The organism is Actinoplanes sp. TFC3, from assembly GCF_001553785.1.
Taxonomy (GTDB): Bacteria; Actinomycetota; Actinomycetes; order Mycobacteriales; family Micromonosporaceae; genus Actinoplanes.
Genome location: NZ_LOJP01000002.1, coordinates 840348 through 865468 on the forward strand (window position 1 = coordinate 840348; position 25121 = coordinate 865468).

Annotated in this window: 25 protein-coding genes and 1 pseudogene; 10 read left to right on the forward strand and 16 right to left on the reverse strand. The window is 70.4% G+C overall.

The genetic code is table 11. The features are described 5' to 3' along the window. Positions 1-41 precede the first annotated feature (41 nt). Positions 42-1079 (reverse strand): annotated as a pseudogene (locus TFC3_RS36440) (MFS transporter); the annotation flags it as partial. 16 nt (positions 1080-1095) lie between these two features. Here TFC3_RS36440 and TFC3_RS30990 point away from each other — a divergent pair. Next, entirely contained in the window at positions 1096-2208 is a 1113-nt protein-coding gene (locus TFC3_RS30990) for an ROK family protein (RefSeq protein WP_067509081.1), read from the forward strand. A gap of 9 nt (positions 2209-2217) precedes the next feature. Here TFC3_RS30990 and TFC3_RS30995 read toward each other — a convergent pair whose 3' ends face one another. After that, positions 2218-3123, reverse strand: coding sequence for an SDR family NAD(P)-dependent oxidoreductase (locus TFC3_RS30995; RefSeq protein WP_067509083.1), 906 nt, complete (start codon positions 3121-3123; stop codon positions 2218-2220). A gap of 101 nt (positions 3124-3224) precedes the next feature. Between TFC3_RS30995 and TFC3_RS31000 the strand changes: the two genes are divergently transcribed. Next, complete coding sequence (locus TFC3_RS31000; RefSeq protein WP_067509087.1) at positions 3225-4070, forward strand: helix-turn-helix transcriptional regulator; 846 nt, start codon at positions 3225-3227, stop codon at positions 4068-4070. Here the strand turns inward: TFC3_RS31000 and TFC3_RS31005 are convergent. From TFC3_RS31005 to TFC3_RS31015, 3 genes are read right to left on the reverse strand one after another with little or no spacing between them, the layout of a single operon-like run. Beyond that, the gene (locus TFC3_RS31005) at positions 4065-4901 is read right to left on the reverse strand and encodes a hypothetical protein (protein WP_153040548.1); all 837 of its coding nucleotides are present in this window, start codon (positions 4899-4901) and stop codon (positions 4065-4067) included. The genes TFC3_RS31000 and TFC3_RS31005 overlap by 6 nt on opposite strands. A gap of 18 nt (positions 4902-4919) precedes the next feature. Next, a complete protein-coding gene (locus TFC3_RS31010) occupies positions 4920-6020 on the reverse strand; it encodes a fumarylacetoacetate hydrolase family protein (RefSeq protein ID WP_067509092.1) in 1101 nt (366 codons plus the stop codon). Next, positions 6017-6862 (reverse strand): hypothetical protein, encoded by an 846-nt coding sequence (locus TFC3_RS31015; protein WP_067509094.1) that lies wholly within the window; start codon positions 6860-6862, stop codon positions 6017-6019. Before TFC3_RS31015 ends, TFC3_RS31010 begins: the two co-directional genes overlap by 4 nt. A 77-nt stretch (positions 6863-6939) precedes the next feature. Between TFC3_RS31015 and TFC3_RS31020 the strand changes: the two genes are divergently transcribed. Next, the gene (locus TFC3_RS31020; RefSeq protein WP_067509096.1) at positions 6940-8100 is read left to right on the forward strand and encodes a homogentisate 1,2-dioxygenase; all 1161 of its coding nucleotides are present in this window, start codon (positions 6940-6942) and stop codon (positions 8098-8100) included. Here TFC3_RS31020 and TFC3_RS31025 read toward each other — a convergent pair. Continuing rightward, positions 8070-8867, reverse strand: a complete 798-nt coding sequence (locus tag TFC3_RS31025) for a chitosanase (RefSeq protein ID WP_067509097.1) — start codon at positions 8865-8867, stop codon at positions 8070-8072. The genes TFC3_RS31020 and TFC3_RS31025 overlap by 31 nt on opposite strands. A gap of 278 nt (positions 8868-9145) precedes the next feature. Here TFC3_RS31025 and TFC3_RS31030 point away from each other — a divergent pair, with 278 nt between their 5' ends. Further along, on the forward strand, positions 9146-10291 hold the full coding sequence (locus TFC3_RS31030; RefSeq protein ID WP_236718557.1) for an ROK family transcriptional regulator: 1146 nt from the start codon (positions 9146-9148) through the stop codon (positions 10289-10291). Here the strand turns inward: TFC3_RS31030 and TFC3_RS31035 are convergent. Genes TFC3_RS31035 through TFC3_RS31050 form a run of 4 tightly spaced genes read right to left on the reverse strand, consistent with a single transcriptional unit; the run spans position 10288 to position 13133 of the window. Beyond that, complete coding sequence (locus TFC3_RS31035) at positions 10288-11385, reverse strand: tetratricopeptide repeat protein (protein ID WP_067509896.1); 1098 nt, start codon at positions 11383-11385, stop codon at positions 10288-10290. The two genes, TFC3_RS31030 and TFC3_RS31035, sit on opposite strands and share 4 nt — an antisense overlap. 38 nt (positions 11386-11423) lie before the next feature. Further along, the gene (gene ispF / locus TFC3_RS31040; protein ID WP_067509101.1) at positions 11424-11894 is read right to left on the reverse strand and encodes a 2-C-methyl-D-erythritol 2,4-cyclodiphosphate synthase; all 471 of its coding nucleotides are present in this window, start codon (positions 11892-11894) and stop codon (positions 11424-11426) included. A gap of 4 nt (positions 11895-11898) precedes the next feature. Then, positions 11899-12600 (reverse strand): 2-C-methyl-D-erythritol 4-phosphate cytidylyltransferase, encoded by a 702-nt coding sequence (ispD, locus tag TFC3_RS31045; RefSeq protein ID WP_067509103.1) that lies wholly within the window; start codon positions 12598-12600, stop codon positions 11899-11901. Positions 12601-12647: 47 nt separating this feature from the next. After that, positions 12648-13133 (reverse strand): CarD family transcriptional regulator, encoded by a 486-nt coding sequence (locus tag TFC3_RS31050; protein ID WP_041832964.1) that lies wholly within the window; start codon positions 13131-13133, stop codon positions 12648-12650. A 434-nt stretch (positions 13134-13567) separates the two neighbouring features. Between TFC3_RS31050 and TFC3_RS31055 the strand changes: the two genes are divergently transcribed. Then, positions 13568-14353: a hypothetical protein gene (locus TFC3_RS31055; protein WP_067509105.1), complete on the forward strand. Its 786-nt coding sequence runs from the start codon at positions 13568-13570 to the stop codon at positions 14351-14353. 66 nt (positions 14354-14419) lie between these two features. Here TFC3_RS31055 and TFC3_RS31060 read toward each other — a convergent pair whose 3' ends face one another. Genes TFC3_RS31060 through TFC3_RS31075 form a run of 4 tightly spaced genes read right to left on the reverse strand, consistent with a single transcriptional unit; the run spans position 14420 to position 17841 of the window. After that, a complete protein-coding gene (locus TFC3_RS31060) occupies positions 14420-14869 on the reverse strand; it encodes a DUF6023 family protein (RefSeq protein ID WP_067509107.1) in 450 nt (149 codons plus the stop codon). Continuing rightward, positions 14866-15930, reverse strand: coding sequence for a type III polyketide synthase (locus TFC3_RS31065; protein ID WP_067509109.1), 1065 nt, complete (start codon positions 15928-15930; stop codon positions 14866-14868). The genes TFC3_RS31060 and TFC3_RS31065 overlap by 4 nt, the downstream gene beginning before the upstream one ends. Positions 15931-15973: 43 nt before the next feature. Next, a complete protein-coding gene (locus TFC3_RS31070) occupies positions 15974-17131 on the reverse strand; it encodes an acyl-CoA dehydrogenase family protein (protein WP_067509111.1) in 1158 nt (385 codons plus the stop codon). After that, positions 17128-17841 (reverse strand): methyltransferase domain-containing protein, encoded by a 714-nt coding sequence (locus TFC3_RS31075; protein WP_067509898.1) that lies wholly within the window; start codon positions 17839-17841, stop codon positions 17128-17130. Before TFC3_RS31075 ends, TFC3_RS31070 begins: the two co-directional genes overlap by 4 nt. 46 nt (positions 17842-17887) lie before the next feature. Between TFC3_RS31075 and TFC3_RS31080 the strand changes: the two genes are divergently transcribed. The 4 genes from TFC3_RS31080 (at position 17888) to disA (ending at position 22384) form a co-directional block, all read left to right on the forward strand. Continuing rightward, entirely contained in the window at positions 17888-18724 is an 837-nt protein-coding gene (locus TFC3_RS31080) for a UbiA family prenyltransferase (RefSeq protein ID WP_067509113.1), read from the forward strand. Positions 18725-18804: 80 nt separating this feature from the next. Beyond that, positions 18805-19629, forward strand: a complete 825-nt coding sequence (locus tag TFC3_RS31085; protein ID WP_067509115.1) for a hypothetical protein — start codon at positions 18805-18807, stop codon at positions 19627-19629. Between the two features lie 57 nt (positions 19630-19686). Continuing rightward, the gene (gene radA / locus TFC3_RS31090) at positions 19687-21093 is read left to right on the forward strand and encodes a DNA repair protein RadA (RefSeq protein WP_067509116.1); all 1407 of its coding nucleotides are present in this window, start codon (positions 19687-19689) and stop codon (positions 21091-21093) included. A 187-nt stretch (positions 21094-21280) separates the two neighbouring features. Next, entirely contained in the window at positions 21281-22384 is a 1104-nt protein-coding gene (gene disA / locus TFC3_RS31095; protein WP_153040610.1) for a DNA integrity scanning diadenylate cyclase DisA, read from the forward strand. 225 nt (positions 22385-22609) lie between these two features. On the opposite strand, the gene TFC3_RS38635 is transcribed toward disA, so the two are convergent. Further along, positions 22610-23437: an adhesin gene (locus TFC3_RS38635; RefSeq protein ID WP_067509120.1), complete on the reverse strand. Its 828-nt coding sequence runs from the start codon at positions 23435-23437 to the stop codon at positions 22610-22612. Positions 23438-23572: 135 nt separating this feature from the next. On the opposite strand from TFC3_RS38635, the gene TFC3_RS31105 reads away from it, so the two are divergent. Then, positions 23573-24475: an A/G-specific adenine glycosylase gene (locus TFC3_RS31105; protein ID WP_067509122.1), complete on the forward strand. Its 903-nt coding sequence runs from the start codon at positions 23573-23575 to the stop codon at positions 24473-24475. 3 nt (positions 24476-24478) lie between these two features. Here TFC3_RS31105 and TFC3_RS31110 read toward each other — a convergent pair whose 3' ends face one another. After that, the gene (locus TFC3_RS31110; protein WP_067509124.1) at positions 24479-25057 is read right to left on the reverse strand and encodes a DUF4291 domain-containing protein; all 579 of its coding nucleotides are present in this window, start codon (positions 25055-25057) and stop codon (positions 24479-24481) included. Positions 25058-25121: the final 64 nt, after the last annotated feature.

The following is a 25121-nucleotide window of genomic DNA, read 5'->3' on the forward strand; positions in this document are numbered from 1 at the left end:
GCCCCCACCAGCCGTTCCCCCACAAACGCCCCACCGCCGATGCCGATCTGGAATGCCACCACGTACGCCGCTGACGCCGCGTCCCGGGCGGTAGGCGCCACCCGCAGGATCGTCGATTGCAGCACGATCGGCAGCGCCGTGAACGCTCCGCCCCAGGCCAGCACCGCCACCACAGTCGCCGCCGCCCCGAGCACCGGCACCAGCACGGCCAACGCCACTCCGATCGCGGTGACCAGCACCGTCAGCAGCGGGCCGGGCCAGCGGTCCACCCAGCGGCCCACCAACCAGTTGCCGATCAAGCCCATGACGCCATAGCCGAGCAGCAGCAGCGTCAGCCCGGCACCTTCGAGGCCCGCGTCGCGCCGGACCAGCGGGGCGATGTAGGTGTACGCCGCGAAGTGCCCGATCACCACGGTCATCGTCAGCAGGCACACCGTCGCAACCGGCCCGGAGCGGATGACCCGCAGGGAGGCTCGGGCTTGCGGCAAAGCTTCGAGCTTGGGCAGGACCAGCAGGATCCCCGCTGCACAGCTCACCCCCAGCGCCGCGAGCACGCCCAGCGCCACCCGCCAGCCCAGCCATTGACCAAGAGCCGTTCCGAGCGGGACGCCCAGCACCAGGGCCAGCGAGTTGCCGGCGAAAACCATCGCTGTGGCGCGACCTGCTTGACCTTCGGGGGCGAGCCTGGCGGCCACCGGAGCGATCGTTGACCAGAACACGCCGTGCGCCACCGCGCAGATCAGCCGAGACAGGGCGAGGATGAGGAAGGTGGGTGCGAAAGCGGCCACCAGCTGGGAAATCGCGAAGATCGCCAGGGTGGCGGCAAGCAGGGTGTGCCGCGGGATCCGCATGGTGAGCGCGGTCAGCGGGATGGTGGTCAGGCCGGCGACGAGGGCGTAGCTGGTCAGCAGCAGACCGACGTCCGCCTCGCTGACCGACAGACCCGACGCGATCTGCGGGAGCAGCCCGACCGGGATGGTCTCCGCGGTGACGTAGGCAAAGCAAGAAGCGCCGAGCACGGCGAGCGCACCACGGTGGTCAGGGTTCACCCAGCAAGAATAAACTCCAACCAAGAGCATAAGTAGGGGGTACGGTGTGACGACGCGCGCAACCGAGCTGCTTCGGGTGGTGCATGCCCGGCCCGGTGTCACCCGGGCCGATGCGGCACGGCTGATCGGCGTCGGCACCGGCGCAACCACCGAGCTCGTCGGTCGTCTGGGCCAAGCGGAGCTCCTCGCCGAAGCGCCGGCCACCCCGAGCGGCACCCGAGGCCGTCCCACCACCTCGCTCATCCCGCACCCGCGCGGCCCGCTGATCGCCGCAGCCTCGATCACCCACGAGCAGTGGCGGGTCGACGTGGTCGAGCTGGGCGGCGGCACCCTGGTCTCGGTCCGCGAGGACATCGGCGAGCGCAGCGGTGAGCAGATCGTGGCGGCGGTCGGTGCAACAGTGGCCAAGCTGCGCCGCGACTACAGCGACCGCATCCGCGGCATCGGCATCGCGGCGCCCGGCACGGTCTCCCGCGACCTGATGCTGGACGCGAGCAGCCTGGGCTGGCGCGACGTCGACCTCGCGGCCATCTGGCCCAAGGCGGACATCTTCGTGGCCGGCAACGACGCCACCCTCGCCGCCAGCGCCGAGTCGCACCGCGGGCTCGCGGCCGGTGCCTCGGTGGCCTTGCACCTGCGCGTCGAGGCGGGTCTCGGCGGCGCGGTGGTCGACGGCGGCAAGGTGCTGGTGGGAGCGCTGGGCGCCGCGGGCGAGTTCGGGCACATGCCGTTCGGCGATCCCACGGTGACCTGCCCCTGCGGTGCACGCGGCTGCTGGGGAACGGCGGTCGACGGTTCCGCCCTGGCTCGCTTGCAGGGTCACGACCTGCCCAGAGACCCCATCTCGTACGCCCGCCGCATCATCTCCTCCTCGGATCCGGAACCGGCAGCGGCTACGGCAACCGTGGCAACCGCCCTGGGCCGGGGCATCGCGGGCCTGGTCAACGGCCTCGACCCGGATCTCGTCACGCTCGGCGGCCTCGGGGTGGACCTGCTGACTGCGGCGCCGGAGCGCATCGAGGAGGCGTACCGGGCCGGCCTGATGGGCTTCCGCCGCGAGTCGCCGCCGCCGGTGCTGGCCGCCGCGCTGGGCGACGACGGTCCCCTGCTCGGAGCCGCCGAGGAGGCCTGGACCGCGCTGTTGACCGCCCTGACCTGAGATCGGCAGCTACGACCGCGCCGCGAGCAACTCGGCGGTGGCCTCCCACAGCCGGCGTTCGCGGGCGCGGTCATGCGCTACCGGCTGGGTCTGGACGACCTTGTCCTTCAGCACGAACGCGCCGTCCCGCAGGCCGGCCCACTTCTCGTCCAGCGCCACCGACGCCAGGGCCGGACCCGAACGCTTCGGGGTGGACACGCCCGGCAGGCGCCCGAGGCCGCGCATGATCGCCTGTAGCGCCGGGGGAGCGTCGCGGCCGAGGGCGGTGCCGGGCATCCAGCCGGGTTCGAAGACCGCGACGCCGATGCCGGGGCCGGTGTGGCGCTGAAGCTCGTGGGCGTAGTACAGGATGGCCAGCTTGGCGTTGGAGTAGGCGACGCCGGAGGCGGCGGTGCCCGGGTGCTCGGTGCCGGCCGCCGGGCGGGCGATCTCGACGGGGTCGCGCCAGTCGGCTTCGGGCACGTGCAGCAGGCGCCGCCAGAAGTTGGCGCTGTAGGTGTTCGAGCCGAGCAGCACGATCCGGGCCGGGGCGGTGAGCGAGCCGAGCAGGTCGCCAATGAGCTGGGCGTGGGCCAGGTAGTTCACGGCGAAGGTCAACTCGTAGCCGTCGGCCGAGGCGCGGCGGGTGTCGGCGGACATCGCGCCGGCGTTGGCGATCAGGGCGTGCAGCGGGCCAGCCGCCCCGGAGTCCAGCAGGTCACGAACGGTGGACGCGGCGGCGCGTACGTCGGCGAGGTGGGACAGGTCGCAGCCGACCTCGTGAACGCGGGAACCACGAGCGCGAGCTTCGTCGGCGACGGCGGTCAGCGCCTTGCCGCTGCGGCCCACCAGGATGAGGTCGGCGCGCCCGGCCAGGGCGAGGGTGGCGGCTCGGCCGAGGCCGCGGGTCGGGCCGGTGATCAGCACGGTTGTCATGGACCGAGCGTGCAAGCTGTGCACGCGGTTAGGTAGCCGTGCGGCTTTCGTAGGAATGGCAGGGCCAGGACAACGCTGCTGGGAAGGCGCAGACTCAACGCGTGGATTCGTGGGAGTTCGGCCGGACCGTACGACGCTGGCGGGATCGGGTGGCGCCGGAAGCCGTGGGGGTGCCGGTCGGGCGGCGGCGGCGGGCCACTGGGCTGCGCCGCGAGGAACTGGCCCAGCTCGCTGGGATCTCGGCTGACTATCTGACCCGGCTCGAGCAGGGCCGGGCGACGACGCCGTCGGCTCAGGTGGTGGAGGCGCTGGCCCGGGCCTTGCGGCTGCCGGACACCGAGCGCGGCCTGCTCTATCGCCTCGCCGGGCTGGCCGCGCCGGGGCTTGAGGTGGTGCCGTCGCGCGTCACGGCGAGCGTGCAGCGGCTGCTCGACCGGCTCGCGTACACGCCGGTGGTGGTCTATGACGCCACGTGGACGCTGGTGCTGGCCAACGCCCCCTACGACGCGCTGATGGGTGACACGTCGGGCTGGCAGGGGCTGGAACGCAACTCCATCTGGCGCAACCTGACCGGCCACCACAACCGGGTGGTGCACACCGCGCAGGAGCACGCCCGGCATGTGGGGTTGCTGGTTGCCGACCTGCGCTTGACGGCGTCGAAATATCCGGCTGACCGGGCGCTGCGCCGGCTCATCGATGACTTGGCTGAGGCCGATCCCCGCTTCCCCGAGTTATGGGAAGCCGGCCCGCCCGAACTGCCAGCGGAACCGTCACGGCAGAAGGTCATCGAGCATCCGGCGGTGGGCCGGATAACGCTGGACTGCGACACGCTCGTCGTTGCCTCGGACGACTTGCGCATCACCGTCTACACCGCCGAGCCGGGCAGCGAGGATGCCGAGCGACTGCAGCTGGCCACCGTTCTCGGCACGCAGAGCCTGGTGTCATAGGGCGGCGATGATGACCGGCTCGGGCGGATAGTCGACGCGTTCGAGGGTCAGCCAATTGCCGGTGAGGTGCCAGCGGCGCGGCTGCCAGGGTTCCACGCGCTCATTGGTGGTGTAGAGGCGGAACGACGTCAGTTCGGCCCCGGTACGCGCGTCCAGCTCGACGAGCGTTTGATTGGCGGCCAGCAAAATGACTTTCTGCGGACGTACCCCCAGAATTATCGCTTCCCCGGTCCATTCCCAGGAGGCCGCTCCCGATGCCTTGACCACCCCATTGGCCGCGGTTACCGAAAGGCTTGCCGGTTCGGCCACGGGAACGGCGGTGGGGCGGCCGGTTTCCAGCGAGAAAGCGGCTCCGGAAACCAGCACGGCCGAGCCCGAAACGGAAAGGCCCGCTGGGTCCCAGACCGCATCCGATCCGGTCGGTTCGGCAAAGGGATCGGCGGCCGGGCCGCCGGTTCTCCACACCACCCTCCCGGTACGGCCATCGAGCGCGACCACCAGCCCATCGCTCCACCGGCTGACCACCGTCGCACCGGCCGCAACGACCCCGCTGACCTGGGCCGGCCACCGCCGATAGGACCACAGCGGGGTGTACATCGTGGTGGCCGAAATCGGACTGTCCGCCTTGACGACGCGCTTGCCCGCGTACACCCGGATTCGCTCGTCGACGATGAGCGGGGCCAGCGCCGTCTTCCCGGTGACCCCGGGCGCCACCACCTCCGCGGCCGGGTACGGCAGAGCAGCCGCCTCCACCACCTCGGAAGGACGCAGCACCCGCCAGCCGATCAGGCCCGCGGCGGCAACCAGAACTATCGCAAGCAGCACGCGCACGACATGCACAGTAGTTGCTCAGGGGCAGACAGTCCCGGTGACCGACCCGAGCCCGATGGTCGTCCCGCGTGCCCCGGTCGCCGTCGCACTGATGGTCACCGTGTCACCGTCGAGTAGGAAACCGCGCTGGGAGCCGTCGGCCAGCTTGACCGGCACCGTGCCGTTATCGGTCAGCTCCAGGAACGACCCGGCTTGCTCGCGCGCCGGCCCGGACACCGTTCCGGAGGCGTACAGGTCCCCGGTGCGCACGCTGGCACCGTTCACGGTGAGGTGGGCGAGCTGCTGCGCGGCCGTCCAATACATCTGCTCGTACGGCGCGACGCTCACCTCGGTGTCATTCCACTGCACCCGCAGCGAGACATCCAGGGCCGGGCCGGCAGGCAGGAGATAGGGCTGCGGCCGGGGTTGTTGCGGCGGGGACGGGAACGTGGCGAAGGCTTCGAGCGGGACCACCCAGGGCGATATCGAGGTGGCAAAGGACTTGGCGAGAAACGGGCCGAGCGGCTGGTATTCGAATGCCTGGATGTCGCGGGCGGACCAGTCGTTGACCAGCACGACACCGAAAACATGCTCGGCGAAATCCTCGGTGGCAATGCGGCTGCCCGGCACCCCGACGACGAACCCGACTTCGGCTTCGATGTCCAGGCGCGCGGACGGGCCGAAGTCGGTGTCGTTGAGCTGGCCGTGCGGGCGGGCTATGGGCGTACCGGAAATGACGACTGTTGCGGAACGGCCGTGATAGCCGATCGGAAGATGTTTCCACGCCCTGGGCAGGTGGGGGTTTGCCGGTCGCAGGATGCGGCTGACGTTGGCGGCGTGATGCTCGGAGGAATAGAAATCCGTGTAATCCGCGACGTCGAACGGCAGGTGCAGGCGCACCTCGGTGAGCGGAATGGCAGGCAATACCGGTGCCAATTCGGCGATCTGCGCCCGCAACAACGTCCATTGCGGACGGCCGAGGGCCAGCAGCGGATTGAGCGCCGGCCGGCGGAAAACGCCATGCAGATCGAGCCGGGAAAGGTCGATAACGGCGTCGCCGAGCCGCACTCCGATGCGAGGCACGCCATCGGCTGTGGAGAACACGCCATAGGGCAGATTGTCGATACCGAAAAGCGTCACTCGTAACCACCGTTGACCAGCCCCAGCCGGACCAGCTCGGTGAGCGGCTCGAGGACGTTTACCGTGCCAAAACCGGCACAGAGCGGGCGTGGGCTGTCGCGCCGGGAGCGGGCCGGTTCGACCAGCGGCACCGGATGGGTGGCGGCCAGCGCCTCGGCGACCTCGGCGACCTCCCCGCCCTCGGCGGCAAGCGCCGAGGCGACCACCACGTTGAGGAACCCGTGATGGGTGAAACCGGTCTCCGGGTCGGTGTGCCGCAGCGCATGACGCAGGCCAGCCGCCAGCTTGAACGGCAGATTCCGGTCACGGCAGGCGCAGATGACAGCGGCCAGCTCAACCGGGGTGGGGAACAGCTCGGCCGCGAGACCGCCGACCCGGAACTTCGGCCGGATCGCGAGCCCCTCGGCCTGCGTTTCGGCCACGGTGTCCAAGGCGGCGAGCAGACCCCAGCTGAGCGGGATCTCGGCGTACACCTGCAGCTCCCGCTCGCCGAGAGCGATCTCCCGCAGCGCGGCCAAACCGGGTTGCGGATCCTCGCCGCGCCTGGCCACCAGCGCCTCGACCTGGCTGACGACCGCGCCGCTGGTCCGCAGCTTGGAGACCGCCAGCGGCAGCGCACCGATCGCCGAATCGTTGATGATGCCCACGCTCAGACCCCGAGCGGAGACTTCGAACGCGGCCAGCGATGCCGGCACGAGCAGCGCACCGAGCAGCGGCGCATACCAGGCCTCGGCGTGCTTGCGGTGGGCATTGACCGCATCCGGGACCGTGACGACGCCCGGGGGAAGCACGGACGCGTCATCGACGAGTCCGGCAAGCAGCGGCGGCACCAACGTTGACACGAAACTGAACCTAATAGACGCTGCGAGAGCCGGACAACACCGTCCGTATTGTCAGTTTCCCGAGGGTGGAGGCAACGATGCCCTATTACCGCAGCGCCGGGGAGATCCCCCGCAAGCGGCACACCCAGTTCCGCCAGCCGGACGGCGGACTCTATGCCGAGGAGCTCATGGGCCAGGAGGGCTTCTCGTCCGACTCGTCCCTGCTCTACCACCGCTACCCGCCGACCGCGATCGCGGCGGCCGAGACCTATACGCCCCCGAGCATCGCGCAGACCCCGAACCTGCCGCTCAAGCCCCGCCACCTGCGCACCCACAAGCTGGACACCGGGCCGGCCGATGCGGTGCTGGGCCGCCAGCCGCTGCTGGCAAACGGCGACGTGCGGATCGGTTACGTGGTCGCGGACCAGCCGTCGCCGCTCTACCGGGACGCGGTCGGCGACGAATGCCTCTACGTCGAGGAGGGCACGGCGACAATCGAGACCACGTTCGGCTCGCTGGACGTGGGCACCGGCGACTACGTCGTCATTCCGACATCGGTGGTGCACCGGATCGTGCCGCACGGCGCGGTGCGACTGCTGACGATCGAAGCGACCGGCCATATCGGACCTCCGAAACGCTATCTATCGGTACGAGGTCAGTTCCTCGAACACGCCCCGTACTGCGAACGCGACCAGCGCGCCCCCACCGAGCCGCTGCAGCGCACCGGCACCGACGTCGAGGTGTACGTCAAACACCGCGCCGGCTGGACGCGGCACGTGTACGCCCAGCACCCGTTCGACGTGGTCGGCTGGGACGGCTGCCTCTACCCGTGGGCGTTCTCGATCCACGACTTCGAGCCGATCACCGGCCGGGTGCACCAGCCGCCGCCGGTGCACCAGACGTTCGAGGGCCCCAACTTCGTGGTGTGCTCGTTCGTGCCCCGCAAGGTCGACTACCACCCGCTGGCGATCCCGGTGCCGTACAACCACCACAACGTCGACTCGGACGAGATGATGTTCTACACCGGCGGCAACTACGAGGCCCGGCGCGGCTCCGGCATCGAGCAGGGATCGATCTCCCTGCACCCGTCCGGGTTCACCCACGGCCCGCAGCCGGGGGCTGTGGAACGGGCGATCGGTGCCGAAGCCTTCGATGAACTCGCCGTCATGGTCGACACGTTCCGGCCGCTGGAGCTGTGCGACCCGGGCCTGGCGGTGGAGGATACCGGCTACGCCTGGACGTGGAACCGTTCCCCATAGACCGCGAAGTCGAGCGGGGTGGTGAGGTCGAGATTGCCGTTACGCAGGAAGACCCGCTGGGCGGTGTCCACCCGGGACGTGTCCGAGTGGGCCTCCTCCTTGCGCATCTCGGCCACCCGCTGGTCGAGGAAGGCGTTGAGCCAGGTCGTCTCGTTGCCACCCTGAGCCGGGGGCTTGGCGCTGCGCAGGGCACGGCTACGGATGGCGCGCATGCCTTCGTAGCCGTGCATGACGGCGGCGTCGTAGTAGCTGAACTGGCCGAGGGCACGCACACCGTCGTTCTTGCCGTCGCGCACCGAGGGGTTGAAGTAGACGCGGTCCCGCTCGGCTTCCTGGGCGGCTTGGAAGGCTGGGTCTGCTGCGGCCGTACGCCAATCGCCCGGGAAATCGGGGTCCAAGCCGGCGTGGGAATCGGTGCCGTCGACGCCGCGCAGGGCGGGGAGGTATTTGGCGAGGACGTTGCTGGGCTTGGCGGCGGTGTACGCCTCGACAAGGTCGAGCATGTCGCCGGTGCCGGAGCAGAAGCCGATGATCCCGGCGGTGTAGCCGCGGCCGTCGCGAATATCTTCGATGTAGCGGAACTGGGCCCGCCAGTCGAGCGACGAATTCTCCGCGGCCGAGACGATCTGCATGGCCACGTCCTTCTTGGCCGGGTCGTCAAGGTTGGGGCCCGCGGCCGCGACGTCGATGCTCACGGCGAGCGCGGGGATGGCCGGGAGCAGGCCGAAGCCCGCCGCCAGGCCGACAATGAGGGCTCTTCGGTTCATGGCGCTCCTCGGTGGGAGTGAGGTTGGGGATGGCGCGCACAGAAAATGTCACCGACGACGGGCGCTGGGTCCATCCGGACCATCCCGCCCCAGCCCTTCAACGGCCTGGAGGCTTCGGCCATCGATGACGATGAGTGACCATAAGTTAGTAAAGCTGATTAAGCAATAGCGCTACGTCTTGACTTCGCTGCGCATCGCCGCAATTGTCAGGAGACTTGCCAATTTGCTGAGGGGGCCTGGTGGCACGTCTGGCGGGATCGTCCAAGCTGCTACGCGCGATGAATGAGAGCGCCGCGCTCACACACTTGCTGGACGCCGGCGGCCTCACCCGTGCCGATCTGCGCAAGCTCACCGAGCTCTCCACCCCGACGATCTCCGAGGTGCTGCGCCGGCTCGCCGAGGCCGGGCTGATTGAGGTGGTCGGCTACAACAGCGGACGCCCGGGACCGAACGCGGAAATCTATGCCGCCAATCCCGGGGCCGCGTACGCCGCCGCAGTGTCCATTCGTGACATCGGACCCAGCCGCGGGCCGTCGGTGGTCGCCGCGCTCTGCGACCTGACCGGAGCCGTGCGGGCCCGGATCGAGCGCCGCGTCGACTTCCTGCACACCGATCCGAAGCAGGCAGTGGTCGACGTGGTGGCTGCGCTGCGTGACGAAGCCGGGGCGGCCGCCGAGCGCATCCGGCACGTCCAGCTCGGCGTGGCCGGCTCGTACGACACCCGTGCCCACACGATCCGGCACGTCGACGTCCCCGGTTTCGGCCGTCCCGGCCTGGTTCCCGAGATCGCCGCGGCGCTGGGCACCCGGGTCGGCGTCGACAACGATGTCAACCTGGCGGCCATCGCCGAGCGCCGGCACGGGGTGGGCCGGGACGCCGACGGGTTCGCGCTGCTGTGGCTGGGTCAGGAGGGCCTCGGCCTGGCCATCGACATCGGCGGCACGTTGCTGCGCGGCGCCCGCGGTGGCGCGGGCGAGATCGGCTACATGCCGCTGTACGCCCCGGACTCCACCCACCGCAAGACCGACCTGCAGAAGCTGGTGGGCGGCGCGGCCGTCCTCACCCTGGGCGAGGAACACGGGCTGACCGGCACCACCCCGCTGGAGGTGGTCACCTCCGCCGCGGCCGACCCCGACGCGGCCGGGTTGTTCTTCGCCCAGCTCGCCGATCGGATCTCCGTCGGGCTGGCCGCCGTGATCGCCGTGCTCGACCCGCCGCTGGTCGTGCTCGCCGGCCCGATCGCCCAGGCCAGCAGCGACACCCTGCTCGCGGCGGTGACCGTCGCAATCGGCCGGGCAGCGCCGCTGGAAAGCACCATCGCCGTCACCGCCATCGACGACGACGCCGTGCTGCTCGGCACGCTCGACGCCGGGCTGACCGCCGTCCGCGAGGCCCTGATCTCCGCCATCCGCCACGCGTCCTAGGCTCTGTGATGGGTCAGCACCACCAGCTCGGCGACCGCGGCGACCACCATCGCGGCGACCAGCGCCACCAGCCCGCCGACCGCCGCATGGACGATCAGCAGCACCGGGGCGAGCGTGACGGCACCGGCCGCCACGGTCAGCCGCCGGTCGGTTCGGCGCAGCCGGCTCAGCACCGCTCCCAGTGACTCCGGGCGCACCTGTCGTACCGTCCAGACCCCGACGGCCACCAGGATCGTCACCCCCATCACGCCGGCCCACATCCGGGCCACGCCGGGGCTGGCCAGGTTCATCACCGCGCTCAGCACAGCCGCGACCACCACGCCGTTGCTGCCGTAGAGCACCGCCTGGCGCACCGCGTCGGCCGTTGCCCCCGAGCGGTCCAGCACCGGCCGGCTGACCTCTACGATCGGGGTGGGCTCGGTATCCGCTTCCGGGTCCGGGGCTTGAGCAGCCAGCGTCGCCTCGTCGGCCAGTGACTCCAGGGCCACGGCCCAGCGGCGGCGTTCGAGGCGGACGATGCCCACATCACGCTGCGCGTCGGCGATTGCCGGTTCCAGGTCGAGGGCCTCCGAGTACGCCCGCTGGGCCAGGTCGAACAGCCGTAGGCGCGCCGCGACCACGGCGAGCACCAGGTGGGCTTCGGCTTCGCGAGGGGTGAGGCGTACCCCGTTCCAGGCGGCGTTCAGCGCGTCCTGTCCGTTACGGGACTCGCTGAGCAGGCCCGCGCCGGTACGCTGGGCCACCGGGTCCTGCGGCCACCGGGTCAGGATCTCGCTGGCGACCTGGGCCGCTTCGCCGTACCGCCGGTCGTCGGTGAGCGCCATTGCCCGGGTGATCAGCGGATCGATGGTGTCCGGCGCAGCCGAGGCGGCCCGGTCGGCGGCGCTCAGCGCATCAGCCGGCTGGGCGGCGGCGATGTGAATCTTGGCCAGCGTGGTCAGCAGCGCCGCTCGCCCAGGAGCGACGGCCAGTCCGGCGGCCACCTCACCGGCAGCTTCGTCGTAGCGGCCGAGATCGGCGAGCAGCAGCGCCCGTTGCCGATATTCCTCGGGGGTCGTCTCGGGCTCGGACTGGGACGTGGGCTCGCTCGACACCCATCGAGCGTAGTCGCCCCGCGCCACCCGCGACGGCGTCAGGAACGGTGGATCAACGCGGTCGCGATCGCCGCCAGACCCTCGCCGCGCCCGGTCAGCCCAAGGCCGTCGGTGGTGGTGCCGGACACCGTGACCGGCGCGCCCACGGCCCCGGAGAGCACTTCCTGAGCCTCGGCCCGGCGCTTGCCGATCTTGGGCTTGGTGCCGATGACCTGGATCGAGACGTTGCCGATGCTCCAGCCCTCGGCGCGCACCCGCAGAGCCGTCTCGACGAGCAGGGTGACTCCGGAGGCGCCTTCCCACTCGGGTTCGGCGGTGCCGAAGTTGCTGCCGAGATCGCCCAGGCCGGCCGCGCTGAGCAGGGCGTCACAGCCGGCATGGGCGGCCACATCGGCGTCCGAGTGCCCGGCCAGGCCCGCCTCACCCGGCCACATCAGGCCCGCCACCCAGCAGACCCGGTCGGGGTCGAAGGCGTGCACGTCCGTACCTATGCCGATGCGCTGATCCACCGAGTCAGGCTACGGCCAGCAGCGCTTCGGCGATCACGAGGTCCAGCGGCCGGGTGATTTTCAAAGCCGATTCGGATCCGGGTACGCACACAACCGGCGTACCCGATCTCTCGACCATGCCCGCGTCGTCGGTGTGCGCATCCACAATCGCCCGGTGCGCGGCGGCCAGCACCTCGTGGCGGAACCCCTGCGGCGTCTGCACGCTGCGCAGCACCGACCGGTCAACCGTGCCCAGCACCGTCTCCGCCGCTGCGGCCGGAGCTACTTCCTTGATGGTGTCGACCACCGGGAGAGCCGGGATCACCGCGGGATGCCCGGAGCGAACCGCGGCGGCGACCGACTCCACGAGCGCCGGCGGGGTGAGCGCCCGCGCGGCGTCGTGCACGAGGACGATGCCGACCTCGGCCGGAACCACCGCCAGCGCGGCCGCCACGGAATCCTGGCGTTCCTTGCCGCCGGCCACCACGGTCACCGCCGCGATCGGCGCAAGCAGCTCGCGTACGGCCTCGACCTCGGCGGCGGGAGCGGCCACCACGATCATGCGGACCGACGGCGCCGCGGCCACCCGGCGGATCGCGTGCACGAGCAGCGGCTCCCCGGCGAGCAGGCGCAGAGCCTTGGGCGCACCCGGCCCGAGGCGTACGCCCGAACCCGCGGCAGGGACAAGGACCGCGACGTCACCGCGAGCATTGAGCTGCGCGGTCACGTCGCGGTCCTCGGCCTTGATGGTGCTGTGAGAGGTGATGAAGTTCGTCAGGCCTCGGTGAGCACCTTGTCGAGGAGGACTTCAGCCTCGTCCTTGGTGCTCTTCTCGGCGAGGGCCACCTCGCCGACGAGGATGTCGCGGGCCTTGGCCAGCATGCGCTTCTCACCGGCGGAAAGGCCACGCTCGCGCTCGCGGCGCCAGAGGTCACGAACAACCTCCGCAACCTTGAGCGGGTTACCGGAGGCGAGCTTCTCGAGGTTGGCCTTGTAACGCCGCGACCAGTTGGTCGGCTCCTCGGTGTGCGGTGCGCGGAGGACGTCGAAGACCTTGCCGAGGCCTTCCTCGCCAACCACTTCGCGCACGCCGACGATTTCGGCGTTCTCAGCGGGCACCCGGACCGTCAGGTCACCCTGGGCGACCCGAAGGACGAGGTACTGCTTCTCCACGCCCTTAATCGTTCTAGTCTCGATTGCCTCGATGAGTGCGGCCCCGTGGTGGGGGTAAACAACGGTCTCGCCGACACTGAAAACCATAGGTTCGAAACCCCTTTCGCTGTGTCTAGGGTAACACGCCCAGGCAGCGATGTCCCACCCTGACCGTGACTGTTAGTGCAGCTCAGAGGCCATGTGAGGCGTCTTTCTACCGCTTGACATGGGGCGGAAAAGCTGCGTCAGTAACTCAGGGTGACGAAGTCGTGACTACCAGGGCCAGCGAGTCGGATATTCCGGACCTGAGGTCTATGTGAGGTCAAGCTTATCGCTAGGGACCGGAATGACGCACTACTGGCGGCCGGAGGGCTCGGTAGGGGAGGCTGGAGCCAAGGTCCCTGCGTCACACCAGCAGCCGTGGCCGGCAGACGTGTGACCGGCTGACGTGTGGTGTGGCCGGCTGACGTGTGACCGGCGACGCGGTGACTGACGACGCGAAGACAGGCAGACGTGTGGCGAAGCAGAGGGGAGGGTGATCCGTGGGCAGCCGAAGTGACAACGGTGACAATGCCGGCAACTGGCCGGGAGACAGCGGCTCCCCGGACGGCTTGCCCGACCTGCCGGCCGAGTGGGGTGTCATCGTCATCCCCAACGACCTCTCGGAGCTGTCCGAGGAGGTCACCGCGATCCGCGACGAGCTGCGCCGCGAGCAGCGCACGACCCGCTGGCACCGGTTCTTCGACCGGCCCGGTTTGCGCACCCTGCGCCGGCTGGGCGCCGCCAGCCTGCGCGCCCCGGTCCTGATCATCTCGCTGGCCATACTTGTCACAGTGGCCAGCCTGTTCGCCTCAGCCTGGCCCGGCCCGGCCCGCTCCCCGGCCACCCAGCGCACTGCAAGCTCCACCGACGAGAGCACCACCACGCTGCCGGCTCTGGAGCTCAAGGCCGCCGACGGCCGCATCGTGCCGCTTCGCGGAGAATTGCCGGCTGTGGTGCTTCTTACCGACGGTTGCGACTGCGCGACGCTGATTGCCGACACGACAGCAGCGGTCCGGCCCGGCATCACGGTCGTCACCGTGCGCTCCGGCAAGGCGCCGCAGACCGCCACCGAACAAACTCCGCCGACGAGCAATACCCCGCAGGCCCAGGGCAAGATGGTGCGCGAGCTGCACGACCCGACCGGCGAGCTGCGGTCCACGCTCAAACTTTCGGCCCCCGACGGCACCGCGGCGGTCCTGCTGGTCAACCGGGCCGGTGATGTGGTGCGGATGATTCCCCGCGTAGCGCTGGCCAAGGAATTCCAGCCCGACCTGGCCCGCCTGTAAGCCCCCAGCTCGGGCCGCCTGTGCGCTTAAGCTCGCCGGCCGCGGACTTCCAGGCCCGCGTGAGCCTCAGCCCGCGGGCATCAGCCGCCAGCGGAACACCACCGACTCGCCGTCCTCGGAGGTCACCGCTAGGAAGAGCTGGCTGGCCAGGGCAACGTCCAGCGTCACGGTGAGCGGCTGAGCGGCGCACCGGACCGCCTTGCCGGAGTCGACAGTCGTCGTGCTCAGGCGCACCCGGACCTGCTGGCGGCCCGCGCACGCCATCAGCAGCACGTAGGAGCCGCCGCGGACCTCCGTGTTGCGTTCCACGGTGCTGCCGGCGGCCAGCACGATCGTCTCCGCCCCGGCCTGCAGCGCGGTGTCGGGCACGATGCGCTCCACCGCGGTGCGCCCGGCGGCAACGAGCGGGTCTTCGCCGGTGCGCGGGGCGGCCCGGAAGAACCAGACTGCGCCCACGACGAGCAGCACGAGGGCGGACGCGTACAGCGCTGCGCCCCGGGACCGCTTCAGTTTCACTCGGGCAACGTAAGGAGGACCCCGTACAGCGTCAAGCCCGGCCCAAAAGCAAGCATCACCGCACGTTGCGGTGGGTCGGTCCGCTTACGCAACTCGTCCAGAACAAGCAAAACCGTCGGAGAGGAGCAATTTCCGTACGTCGAGAGCACCTCGCGCGACGGAGCTAGCTGGTCGTCGGTCAGGCCCAGCCGCTCCTGCACGACATCGAGGATCCGGGGGCCACCGGGGTGTACCGCCCAGCCGTCGACATCGTCGATGGTCAGCCCGTTGCGGCCCAGCAGCTCCTGCACCAGCGTGCGGACGTGCACCGAGAGCACGTCCGGAACCTGCGGCGAGAGGCCCATGCGGAAACCGAGGTCGGTGACATCCCACGTCATGTGGTCGGCCGTGGTCGTGTCGGTCAACGCGGCGACGTCGCTCACTTCGTACCCGGAAGAATCCCCCGGCTTGAGCACGACGGCGACCGCGGCGTCAGAGAAGAGCGCATGCGAGACGATCTGCTGGATGTCCACCCGGCTGCCCGGCGGCTGGATGTGCAGGCTGGTGAGTTCGGCGCAGAGCAGCAGGGCCGGCTTGCCCCGAGCGGTGACAAAGTCGGCCACCGTGCCCAGTCCCGGCAGCGCCGCATAGCAGCCCATGTGCCCGATGAACAGCCGCTGGACCTGCGGGGACATGCCCAGATCGCGGGCCAGCAGGATATCCAGACCCGGAGTGGCGTAGCCGGTGCACGAGCAGACCGCGAACAGCCCCAGCTCGTCGGCGCCGATCCCGGCCTCGGTCAGCGCCCGGCCCACCGCTTCCTTGCCCAGCGGCACTGCCTCGACCTGGTAGCGACGCATCCGGCGCTCGGTCGACCAGTCCGACACGTCCTCCAGCAACGGGCTCACTGCGGCCTGCCGGGTTCGTACCCCCGAATGCTCGAAGATCCGCTTGGCCAGGCCCCGCCGGCCTCCGTTCGCGTAGTGCTGGGAGAAATAGTTGTCCCAAAGCTCGCTCTGCACCGCCGATGGCGGCAACGCTGTGCCCAGACCGGCGATCACCGCCCGACCGTTTCCCTGCACTTTGCCTCCCCAGGCCGACCCCCCTACTACCCGCGCCGGCTGGTTACCAACGTGGGGCGGTGCCTTCCGAATCGGGATCGCCGCCGAGCGCCTCGACTCCGAGCCAGTCCGCGCAGACGTCGGAGGTGGCCGGCTGCAGCGAGCCCGCTCGGGCATCCCGGTAGAGCCGTTCCAGCGGGTGCCCCCGACGCATTGCCGACGTGCCCGCCGCCTCCAGCATCGACGCCGCGACCTCGGCCGCCGTGGAGCCGGCCAGCAGCTTGGCCCGCCACACCCAGCGGTTCGTCTCGCTGTCGCCGGGCTCGGTGTCGACCCGGCGAGCGGCCTCCATGACGGCCAGGTGCGCGGCCGACACGGCGGCGTCAGCCCGGCCGATGCGGGCCCGTACGGCCGGAAGATGGCCCAGCTTGCGCTCGTTGACGTGCTCGACGGCGGCCTCCACGGCGGCTCGGGCCACCCCCACGTAAACCGCGGCGTAGCTGGCCACCATCCAGTGCGGGGCAAGCTGGGCGATCACCAACGCAAGCCCCTCCACCCCGCCCAGCAAGGCGTCCTCGGGCACTGTCACATCCACCTGCACGTCATGCGAGCCGGTGGCCCGCATCCCCAGCGCGTCCCAGGTCGGCTCGACGGTCAGGCCATCCCCGGCCGGTACCAGGAACTGCGAGACCCGCGACGGATCGGCGGCGCTGCGGGCGGCCACCAGGTAGGCGTCGGCGTGCCCGGCTCCCGAGCAGAACGTCTTCGCGCCCTTGATCCGGAAGCCTTCGGGGGTGCGCTCGTACATGGTGCTCATCTGCGACAGGCGCGACCCGGCACCGCGCTCGCTCATCGCCACCGCGTACCAGCTGCCCTCGGCGGCCGCGCGCAGGTATCTGTCCCGGGCGGCGATCGCCTCGGCGGGCAGGCCCAGCGCGTCGGCGAGTTCGTCGGTGACGCCGCTGAGGGCACCGGTGACCGAGGCGTGCATGTTGAACACGAGGGCGGTGGCGCCGTTGCCTCGCGCGAGTTCGTACGCCACTGCCGCATAGTCGGCGAAGCCCGCGCCGGACCCGCCGAGCCGGGGCGGCACCATCAGCCCGAACAGCCCGGAGCGGCGCAGGTCGGCGAAGTCCTCCACGGGGAAGGACCCGGTGTTGTCGTGCTCGGCCGCGCGCGCCGCGAACCGGGGTGCCAGCCGTCTCGCCTCATCAACACTCATCGATTCTCCCCCTTGCGGCCCAGGCCTTGATAGAGCACCTGTGTGGAACGGGTCGGGATCATCCGGCCCAGCGGCCGCTTCGTCCGTTTCAGGAAGAGCCAGCCGACCAGGCCCGGGATGCTCGGGCGCAAACCGCGGACCTGCAGCCGTACGCCGTGCCCGGCACAGAGGGCGGTCAGGTCGCCGGGGTCGACGAACAGCTCCGGATCATGGATGCCCACCGGGGCGGCCCCGAACCGCTCGCCGAGCGTGACCGAGACGAAGCGGCCGAGCCGGGTGTCGTTGATCGTGTCCAGCACCAGCAGCCCGCCCGGGCGCAGCACCCGGCACAGCTCGGCCACGGTCGCCGCCAGATCGGGTACGTGCTCCAGGATCTCGCCGGCCACCACGACATCGGCGATCCCGTCGGCCAGCGGCAGCGCCGCCACATCCGCGGCCATCGGGGTGATCCCCTGCCGCGCCGAATGCACCAGCCCGAGCCGGCCGATGTCCACACCGATGTGGTGATAGCCCAGCTCGGACACGTGCGGGGCGAGCAGGCCCCCGCCGCAGCCGGCGTCCACCAGCACGGCACCCGGATGCGGCGCGCGGGGCACCAGCGCACCGCGCGCCTGCGCAAGCCAGTGCAGGAGCTCGAAGTCCCCGCCCGGGCGCCACCACTCCCCGGCCAGATCGTCGTACTGACGAGGATGGTTACGCGGCAACGACATGTGATCGAGCGTGGCATGGTCCGGGCCCAACCACCACACTGCCTTCATGGTCGATCCGATCGCTCTCCTCAAGTCCTCGCATCCCGAGCCGGGGGCCGCGGTCACCGCTGCCATGGCCCTGCTCGCCATCGGGGCCGGGCACAGCGCCGCCGGCGTGCTCGGGGTCACCGCTGCGATCGGAGCCACCCAGCTCTCCGTGGGCTGGGTCAACGACTGGCTGGACGCCGACCGGGACCGGGTCACCGGCCGCACCGACAAGCCGGTGGCCTCGGGTGCGGTCTCTCGTCGTACCGTCGGAACTGCGGGTTTGCTGGCTTCTCTGGCCGTGCCGTTGCTTGGGTTGCCCTTCGGCGCGGCCGCCACCGGATGCATCACCCTGGTCGGGGTGTTCGCGCTGCTCTACGACTGGCCGCTGAAGTCCACCGCGCTCTCGATCGTGCCGTACCTGGTGGCCTTCGGTCTGATGCCGGCGTTCGTGGTGATCGCCCTGCCGGGCCACCCCTGGCCGCCGTTGTGGCTGGTCGCGGCGGGTGCACTGCTGGGCGGCGGGGCACACTTCGCCAACGTGCTGCCCGACCTGGCAGACGACGCCGCCACCGGAGTTCGCGGGTTGCCGCACCGGCTGGGCGCCGCCTGGTCGCAGCTGGCCGCTGCCGCATTGTTGCTGGCCGCGACGCTCACCCTGGTCTTCGGTCCGCCCGGTCCGCCGTCGTGGTCCGGCATCGCGGCCGCGGCCACCGCCGTCGTAGTGCTGCCTTTTGGCTGGTACGCGGCCAGCCGGGCGAACGCGCGAGGCACCCGGCAGGTGGCGATGTTCCGGTCGGTGATCGCCGTGGCGTTGATAGACGTCGTTCTGCTCGTGTTCAGCGGACCGGTCGGCTGAAGTGCTGGGTCGGCGTACGCGCCGGATCCTGGCCTACTAGTCTGGTTCACGGAGGTTTCTCGACGTCTTGGAGGACTGTGATGCGCTCGCTGGGAACCCACCGCGTGGTGCCTGCCCGGCCCGTGCTGGCCAGGACGGTGCTGGGCACCGGGGTCGCCGCGGTGACCGCGTTCGCGCTCGCCGCCTGCGGCACGGGACAGGTAGCCGAGACCGCCATCAAGAAGCCCTCGGTTCCGGGCGTCAACACGGAGAACGGCAACCGTTCCGTCTCCATCCGCAACCTCTCGGTGGCCTACACGGGCGTCAAGGGCTACGCGGCCGGTGACGACGCCGTGCTCGAGGTCGGCCTCTACAACCAGACCGAGCAGCCGGTCACGGTGCTGATCAGCAGCCAGCCCGCCACCGGCAATCCGGCCGGCGAGGAAGTCGTCTCGGCCCGCCAGATCGGCCTGGTCGGTGCCTCGGCAGCAGGTGCCGGCGCCACCGGCGCGCCCTCTGTCGCGCCGGAGCCGTCCGGCAGCCGCAACTCCGGCGGCTACGACGATCAGGACGACCAAGAAGAGATCCCGACGCCCAACCCATCGGAGTCCGGCCGCGGCGCCCGCCCATCAATCGAGGCGTCCGCAGCCCCGGCCGGCGCCAGCGTGGCCCCGGCCCGCATCGAGCTGGCCCCGCTGGGCTCGGCCGTCTACCTGCCCGACGACGCCCAGAAACTGCAGGCCATCGACCTCAGCGGCAAGCTCGTCCCGGGCGCCTCGCTCAACCTGGTCTTCGAGTTCAGCAACGGTGCCCAGCCGCTCACCGTGGCCGCCCCGGTCAGCATCCCGCTGAGCCCGGCCTCGCGCGGCCCGGCGGTGGCCGACGAGCACGCCGGCGAAGCGAACGCGCCCGACACCACCAACTAAGGTCTCTTCACGACGGGGATCGCGCCTTTCGTCACACCCACGGGCTAGCGTTGCCGTGTGACGACTTCCCGGACCAAGAGCGAACCGCGCACCGCCTATCAGTGTGATGCGTGCGGGCATCAGCCCCCCAAGTGGCTGGGTCGCTGTCCGGAGTGCCACGAGTGGGGCTCGATCATCGAGGTCACCGCCGGTCCGGTGGTGTCCGGCCGGGTGGTCAGCTCGCGAATGCCGTCCGAGCCGGCCCGTCCGATCGCAACGATCAGCGCCGCTCCCGCCCGTGCGGTGCCCAGCGGCGTCAGCGAGCTCGACCGGGTGCTCGGCGGCGGCCTGGTGCCGGGCGCGGTGATTCTGCTGGCCGGTGAGCCCGGTGTGGGCAAGTCCACACTGCTGCTTGACGTGGCTCAGCAGTGGGCCGCCGGCGCCGGCACGCCATCGCTCGTGGTCAGTGGTGAGGAGTCGGTAAGCCAGGTGCGGCTGCGGGCGGAACGCCTCGGCGCCCTGCACGACCGGCTCTACCTGGCCTCCGAATCCGACCTGGGCGCGGTGATCGGCCACCTCGACGCGGTCAAGCCCGGCCTGCTCATCATCGACTCGGTGCAGACCATCTCCGCCCCTGGGACCGAGGGCGTGCCCGGCGGCGTCACCCAGGTCCGGGCCGTGACCGCGGCGCTGGTCAGCCTGGCAAAGGAGCGCGGCGTGGCCACCGTGCTGGTGGGTCACGTGACCAAGGACGGCTCGGTGGCCGGCCCGCGCGTGCTCGAACACCTGGTCGACGTGGTGCTGCACTTCGAGGGCGACAAGCACTCGTCGTTGCGGCTCGTGCGTGGGGTCAAGAACCGCTACGGCGCGGCCGACGAGGTGGGCTGCTTCGAGATGCACGAGAGCGGCATCGTCAGCCTGGCCGACCCATCAGGGCTGTTCCTGACCCGCTACAACGAGCCGGTGCCGGGCACCTGCGTGACGGTGGCGATGGAGGGCCGCCGGGCGATGGTGACCGAGGTTCAGGCGCTGATCGGGGCTACTGTGCAGGGCTCGCCGCGGCGTACGGTCTCGGGGCTGGACAGCGCCCGGCTCGCCATGGTGCTGGCGGTCCTGCAACGCCGGATGGAAAAGATCAAGCTGCACGACAAAGAGGTGTTCGCGGCCACCGTCGGCGGCATCAAGATCACCGAGCCGTCTGCCGACCTGGCAATGGCGCTGGCGGTCGCCTCGGGCGCGCTCAACCTGGCCATGGCCCCGCACCTGATGGCCGTCGGCGAGGTAGGGCTGACCGGCGAGGTACGCCGGGTCGGGGCGGTCGGCCGCCGGCTCGCCGAGGCCGCCCGGCTCGGCTTCAAGTTCGCGCTGGTACCGCCCGGCTGCGGTCCCGGCAAGGGCGACAACCCGCCCAAGGGCATGCGCGTGGTGGAAGTCGGCGACCTGCAATCAGCAGTCCAGTGGGCCGCCCGGGCCTCGGCGGAGTGACCATCACCATGGCCAGTCGATCACCGTGGGTAAGAGTTGATCACGCTGCGGAGCGTTCTCCGCACCGCGCCTCGTTGACCTGGATGACAGTCCGTAGAATGTACAGGTGCCGCTCGACCGCGATGCCTCGTCCAACCGCCACGCCAACGGGCCCGTCCCCGGCGTCAACGGCTCGGCGGCTCGTCCGATGACGCCCGCATCGCCCGGCCTGACCGGCAGCGGAAGCAGCGGCGACCCGTTGCGCGCCAACCTTGCCCTGATGGCCCCCGGCACCGCGCTGCGCGACGGCCTGGAGCGGATCCTGCGCGGGCGCACCGGTGCCCTCATCGTGCTCGGCCACGACGATGTTGTGGAGGCCATCTGCACTGGCGGCTTCACCCTCGACGTCGAGTTCTCGGCCACGCGCCTGCGTGAGCTGTGCAAGATGGACGGCGCCGTGGTGCTCTCCAGCGACGGCACCCGCATCGTGCGCGCCAACGTGCACCTGATGCCCGACCCGAGCATCCCGTCCGAGGAGTCCGGCACCCGCCACCGCACCGCCGAGCGGGTCGCCAAGGAGTCCGGGTTCCCGGTCATCTCGGTCAGCCAGTCCATGCACATCATCGGCCTCTACGTGAACGGCCAGCGCCACGTCCTCGACGACTCGGCCGCCATCCTGTCCCGGGCCAACCAGGCCCTGGCCACGCTGGAGCGCTACAAGCTGCGCCTCGACGAGGTGTCCGGCACCCTGTCGGCGCTGGAGATCGAAGACCTGGTCACCGTCCGCGACGCCGTCGCCGTGGTCCAGCGCCTCGAGATGGTCCGCCGCATCGCCGACGAAATCTCGGGTTATGTGGTCGAGCTGGGCACCGACGGCCGCCTGCTGGCCCTGCAACTGGACGAGCTGATGGCCGGCGTCGATGCCGACCGCACCCTGGTGATCCGCGACTACCTGCCCACCGGGCGCAAAGCCCGCACCCTGGACGAGGGCCTGGTCGAGCTCGACCTGCTGACCGCCACCGAAATGATCGACCTGGTCGCGGTGGCCAAAGCCATCGGCTACGCCGGCGCATCGGACGCCCTCGACGCAGCGGTCAGCCCCCGCGGCTTCCGCCTGCTGGCCAAGGTTCCCCGGCTACCCACCCCGATAGTGGAACGCCTTGTCGACCACTTCGGCAGCCTGCAACGCCTCCTCGGCGCCACGGTCGAGGACCTGCAAGCGGTCGACGGCGTGGGCGATGCCCGGGCCCGCGGCGTCCGGGAGGGGTTGTCCCGCTTGGCCGAGGCCTCAATCCTCGAGCGCTACGTCTGAGCCGAACGCCACGGCGGCCATCGGCCAGCCGGATGCCAATCGCTACGGCGCGCCGTAGCGGACGGACGGTCCGGACGAAATCGTGCGCCCACCTGCGGAATTGCTCACCGCTCGCGCGTCGCAGTGGCGGCGCTACCCCTGGCACGCCTACGCGACCATGTCCGCCGAGCCAGGCGGTCAGGCGGTCAGGCGGTCAGGCGGTCAGGCGGTCAGGCGGTCAGGCGGTCAGGCGGTCAGGTTGAGGGTGACGGGCTCGCTGACCTTGCCACCGAGACGCCCGCGGATCTGGTACTGACCTGCCGCCGGGGCTGAGCCTGTGGCCAGGCCGCCGGTGCACTTGTTCGACTGGTGGCCGTTCCAGGTGACGTTGTACTCGCGCTCGCCGTTGGCCGGGAACTGGCGGAGGTCGGAGCCCTTGACCGTGCTGCACGTGTCCGACGACCAGATCTTCTGGGCGCCGCTTTCGATGTACAGCTCCTGCAGGTCGGCACCGACGTCACGGCTGCACGTCCGGGCCGACACGTTCTTGATTTTGAGCCGGATCTCGACCTGGGCTCCGCGGCGCACCGTCGGCGATGCTGGGATCGGGGTCAGCGAGATCTCCGCGTCGCTGCACGAGCCGTCCGCCGGCACCGTCACATTGGTGTTCGCACCGGTGCCGGTGCCAGTGCCTGTCCCGGTGCCTGTCCCGGTTCCGGTGCCTGTCCCGGTCCCGGTCCCGGTCCCCGTACCGCTGCTCGGGTTGGAATTGGGTCCGTCTGAGGGCGCGATGCCGGGACCGTCGGACTCCAGGTCCTCGGGATCGGGCAGCGCCGGGTTGCCGGCTCCCGGCGGCGGGTCCACGAACGACGGGTCGGCATCCGGGGAAGCGCTGGCCGGCGCGGGAGTGGGAAATTGCGATGCGGCGTTGTTCGCGCCGTCCTTGCCGCTGGTGTCGTCCCCACCGGAACAGGACACGAACAGCACAATGACGCCCAGCACGAGCGCGCCGATAATGACCGCACGGCGCCGCCAGTACACGGCTGCGGGGAGGGGACCAACCGTCGAACGCATGATGCGAGCACCGTATCCCCGCGACACCCCGGAAGAGTGCACGACGCGCCGTAACCCGATTCTCCTTCGCATGCGGATCGTTAGAAACAGCCACACCCGGGGCCCGTGCGCACCGCCGCTTAAGCTGACTCTGCTATGACTTTCGCCGAAACAGCTATTTCCTGGTACGACCAAAATGCCCGCGATCTCCCCTGGCGGCAACCCGGCACCACCGCCTGGGCCGTGCTGGTCAGTGAGGTGATGCTGCAGCAGACCCCGGTCGTACGGGTGGAACCCGCCTGGCACGCCTGGATGACCCGCTGGCCGACCCCCGCCGACCTTGCCCAGGATCCCCCGTCCGAGGCCATCCGCATGTGGGGCCGGCTCGGCTACCCGCGCCGGGCGATGCGCCTGCACGCCTGCGCGGTGGCCATCGTGGAGCGCCACGACGGCGAGGTGCCCGACGATCTCGACCAGTTGCTCGCGTTGCCCGGGGTGGGCACCTACACCGGACGCGCGGTGGCGACCTTTGCCTACGGTCAGCGGCATCCGGTCGTGGACACCAACGTACGCCGGGTGGTGGCCCGTGCGATCGAAGGTAAGCCGGATGCGGGTCCCACCACGACGGCCGCCGATCTGGTAGCGACCGAGGCGCTGTTGCCCGAAGAGCCCGCCCAGGCTGCCAAGGCGAGCATCGCGTTCATGGAGCTCGGCGCGATCGTGTGTACCGCCCGCGCCCCCCGCTGCCCGGATTGTCCGTTCGAGCAGGTCTGTGCTTTCCGCCTGTCAGGTGAGCCGGTTCCCGCCGGGCCGAGCCGCAAGCCCCAGCGGTACGCCGGAACCGATCGCCAGGTTCGTGGTCTGCTGCTGGAGGTTCTGCGCCACGCCACCGGCCCGGTACCCCGGCAGCGTCTGGACGTCGTGTGGACCGACGACGTGCAGCGTGCCCGAGCACTGGCCGGCCTGGTCGAGGATGGCCTGGTCGAGCCCCTCGACTCGGACGCCGACCGGTTCGTGCTGGCCGGTGATCATCCGCCTCGCTATCCCACGCTGGAGTAGGGCTCAGGTCGGGATGTGCAGGGCGGCGGCCAGCGACGCGGGCAGCGGGTACGGCCGCTCGTCGGGCAACTGCCCCGCGTCGCGCGTAGCCGCCACCTCCCTGACCAGGGAAGTAACGTCGGTGATAGCCACCGTCCAGTCCTCGACATATCGCCGGGAAACTTCCCCCGACAAGCCAAGCTGCAACGACCGGTACGGCAAAGCGCCCAAATTCAAGGACCGCTCGGGATCCCACTGCACTCGCACCGAACTTCGCTTCAGCCGCAGAGCCCACTCCTCCCGGCTCTCCCCGGAGGAAGCTTCGTGGCTGCTCGGACAAGCCTGATCAAGCGCCCAGTCAAAGCCCTCCCGGGTGATCTCCACCGCGAGTACCCGTTCCTGCCCCGGCTTGGTAGCCCACCCGGACCGGTACATCATCCAAAGAAACGACGGCTTAACCCACGTCATCCGCCCCACCCGAAACGGCGCCACGAACCGCCCAGCCCGAACGGCCGCCCCAGCAATCTCTTCTGAGTACGCCTGGTAAACGGTAATGGTGTGCGGGGTGTAAACGGCCCTGATCTGGCGCTGGGGGATTTCCACGCAGCGATGATGACCGCTTGGGGTGTGGCGGGGGAAGCGAATTCCTGGGTGGAACCTTTTGCTC

Coding starts and splice junctions, on each gene's coding strand:
- TFC3_RS30995 (WP_067509083.1), bottom strand. CDS start 3,123: ATGACAACCGTGCTGATCACCGGCCCGACCCGCGGCCTCGGCCGAGCC.
- TFC3_RS31020 (WP_067509096.1), top strand. CDS start 6,940: ATGCCCTATTACCGCAGCGCCGGGGAGATCCCCCGCAAGCGGCACACC.
- TFC3_RS31025 (WP_067509097.1), bottom strand. CDS start 8,867: ATGAACCGAAGAGCCCTCATTGTCGGCCTGGCGGCGGGCTTCGGCCTG.
- TFC3_RS31030 (WP_236718557.1), top strand. CDS start 9,146: ATGAATGAGAGCGCCGCGCTCACACACTTGCTGGACGCCGGCGGCCTC.
- TFC3_RS31050 (WP_041832964.1), bottom strand. CDS start 13,133: ATGGTTTTCAGTGTCGGCGAGACCGTTGTTTACCCCCACCACGGGGCC.
- TFC3_RS31070 (WP_067509111.1), bottom strand. CDS start 17,131: ATGAGTGTTGATGAGGCGAGACGGCTGGCACCCCGGTTCGCGGCGCGC.
- TFC3_RS31075 (WP_067509898.1), bottom strand. CDS start 17,841: ATGTCGTTGCCGCGTAACCATCCTCGTCAGTACGACGATCTGGCCGGG.
- TFC3_RS31080 (WP_067509113.1), top strand. CDS start 17,888: ATGGTCGATCCGATCGCTCTCCTCAAGTCCTCGCATCCCGAGCCGGGG.
- TFC3_RS31085 (WP_067509115.1), top strand. CDS start 18,805: ATGCGCTCGCTGGGAACCCACCGCGTGGTGCCTGCCCGGCCCGTGCTG.
- disA (WP_153040610.1), top strand. CDS start 21,281: ATGACGCCCGCATCGCCCGGCCTGACCGGCAGCGGAAGCAGCGGCGAC.
- TFC3_RS38635 (WP_067509120.1), bottom strand. CDS start 23,437: ATGCGTTCGACGGTTGGTCCCCTCCCCGCAGCCGTGTACTGGCGGCGC.
- TFC3_RS31105 (WP_067509122.1), top strand. CDS start 23,573: ATGACTTTCGCCGAAACAGCTATTTCCTGGTACGACCAAAATGCCCGC.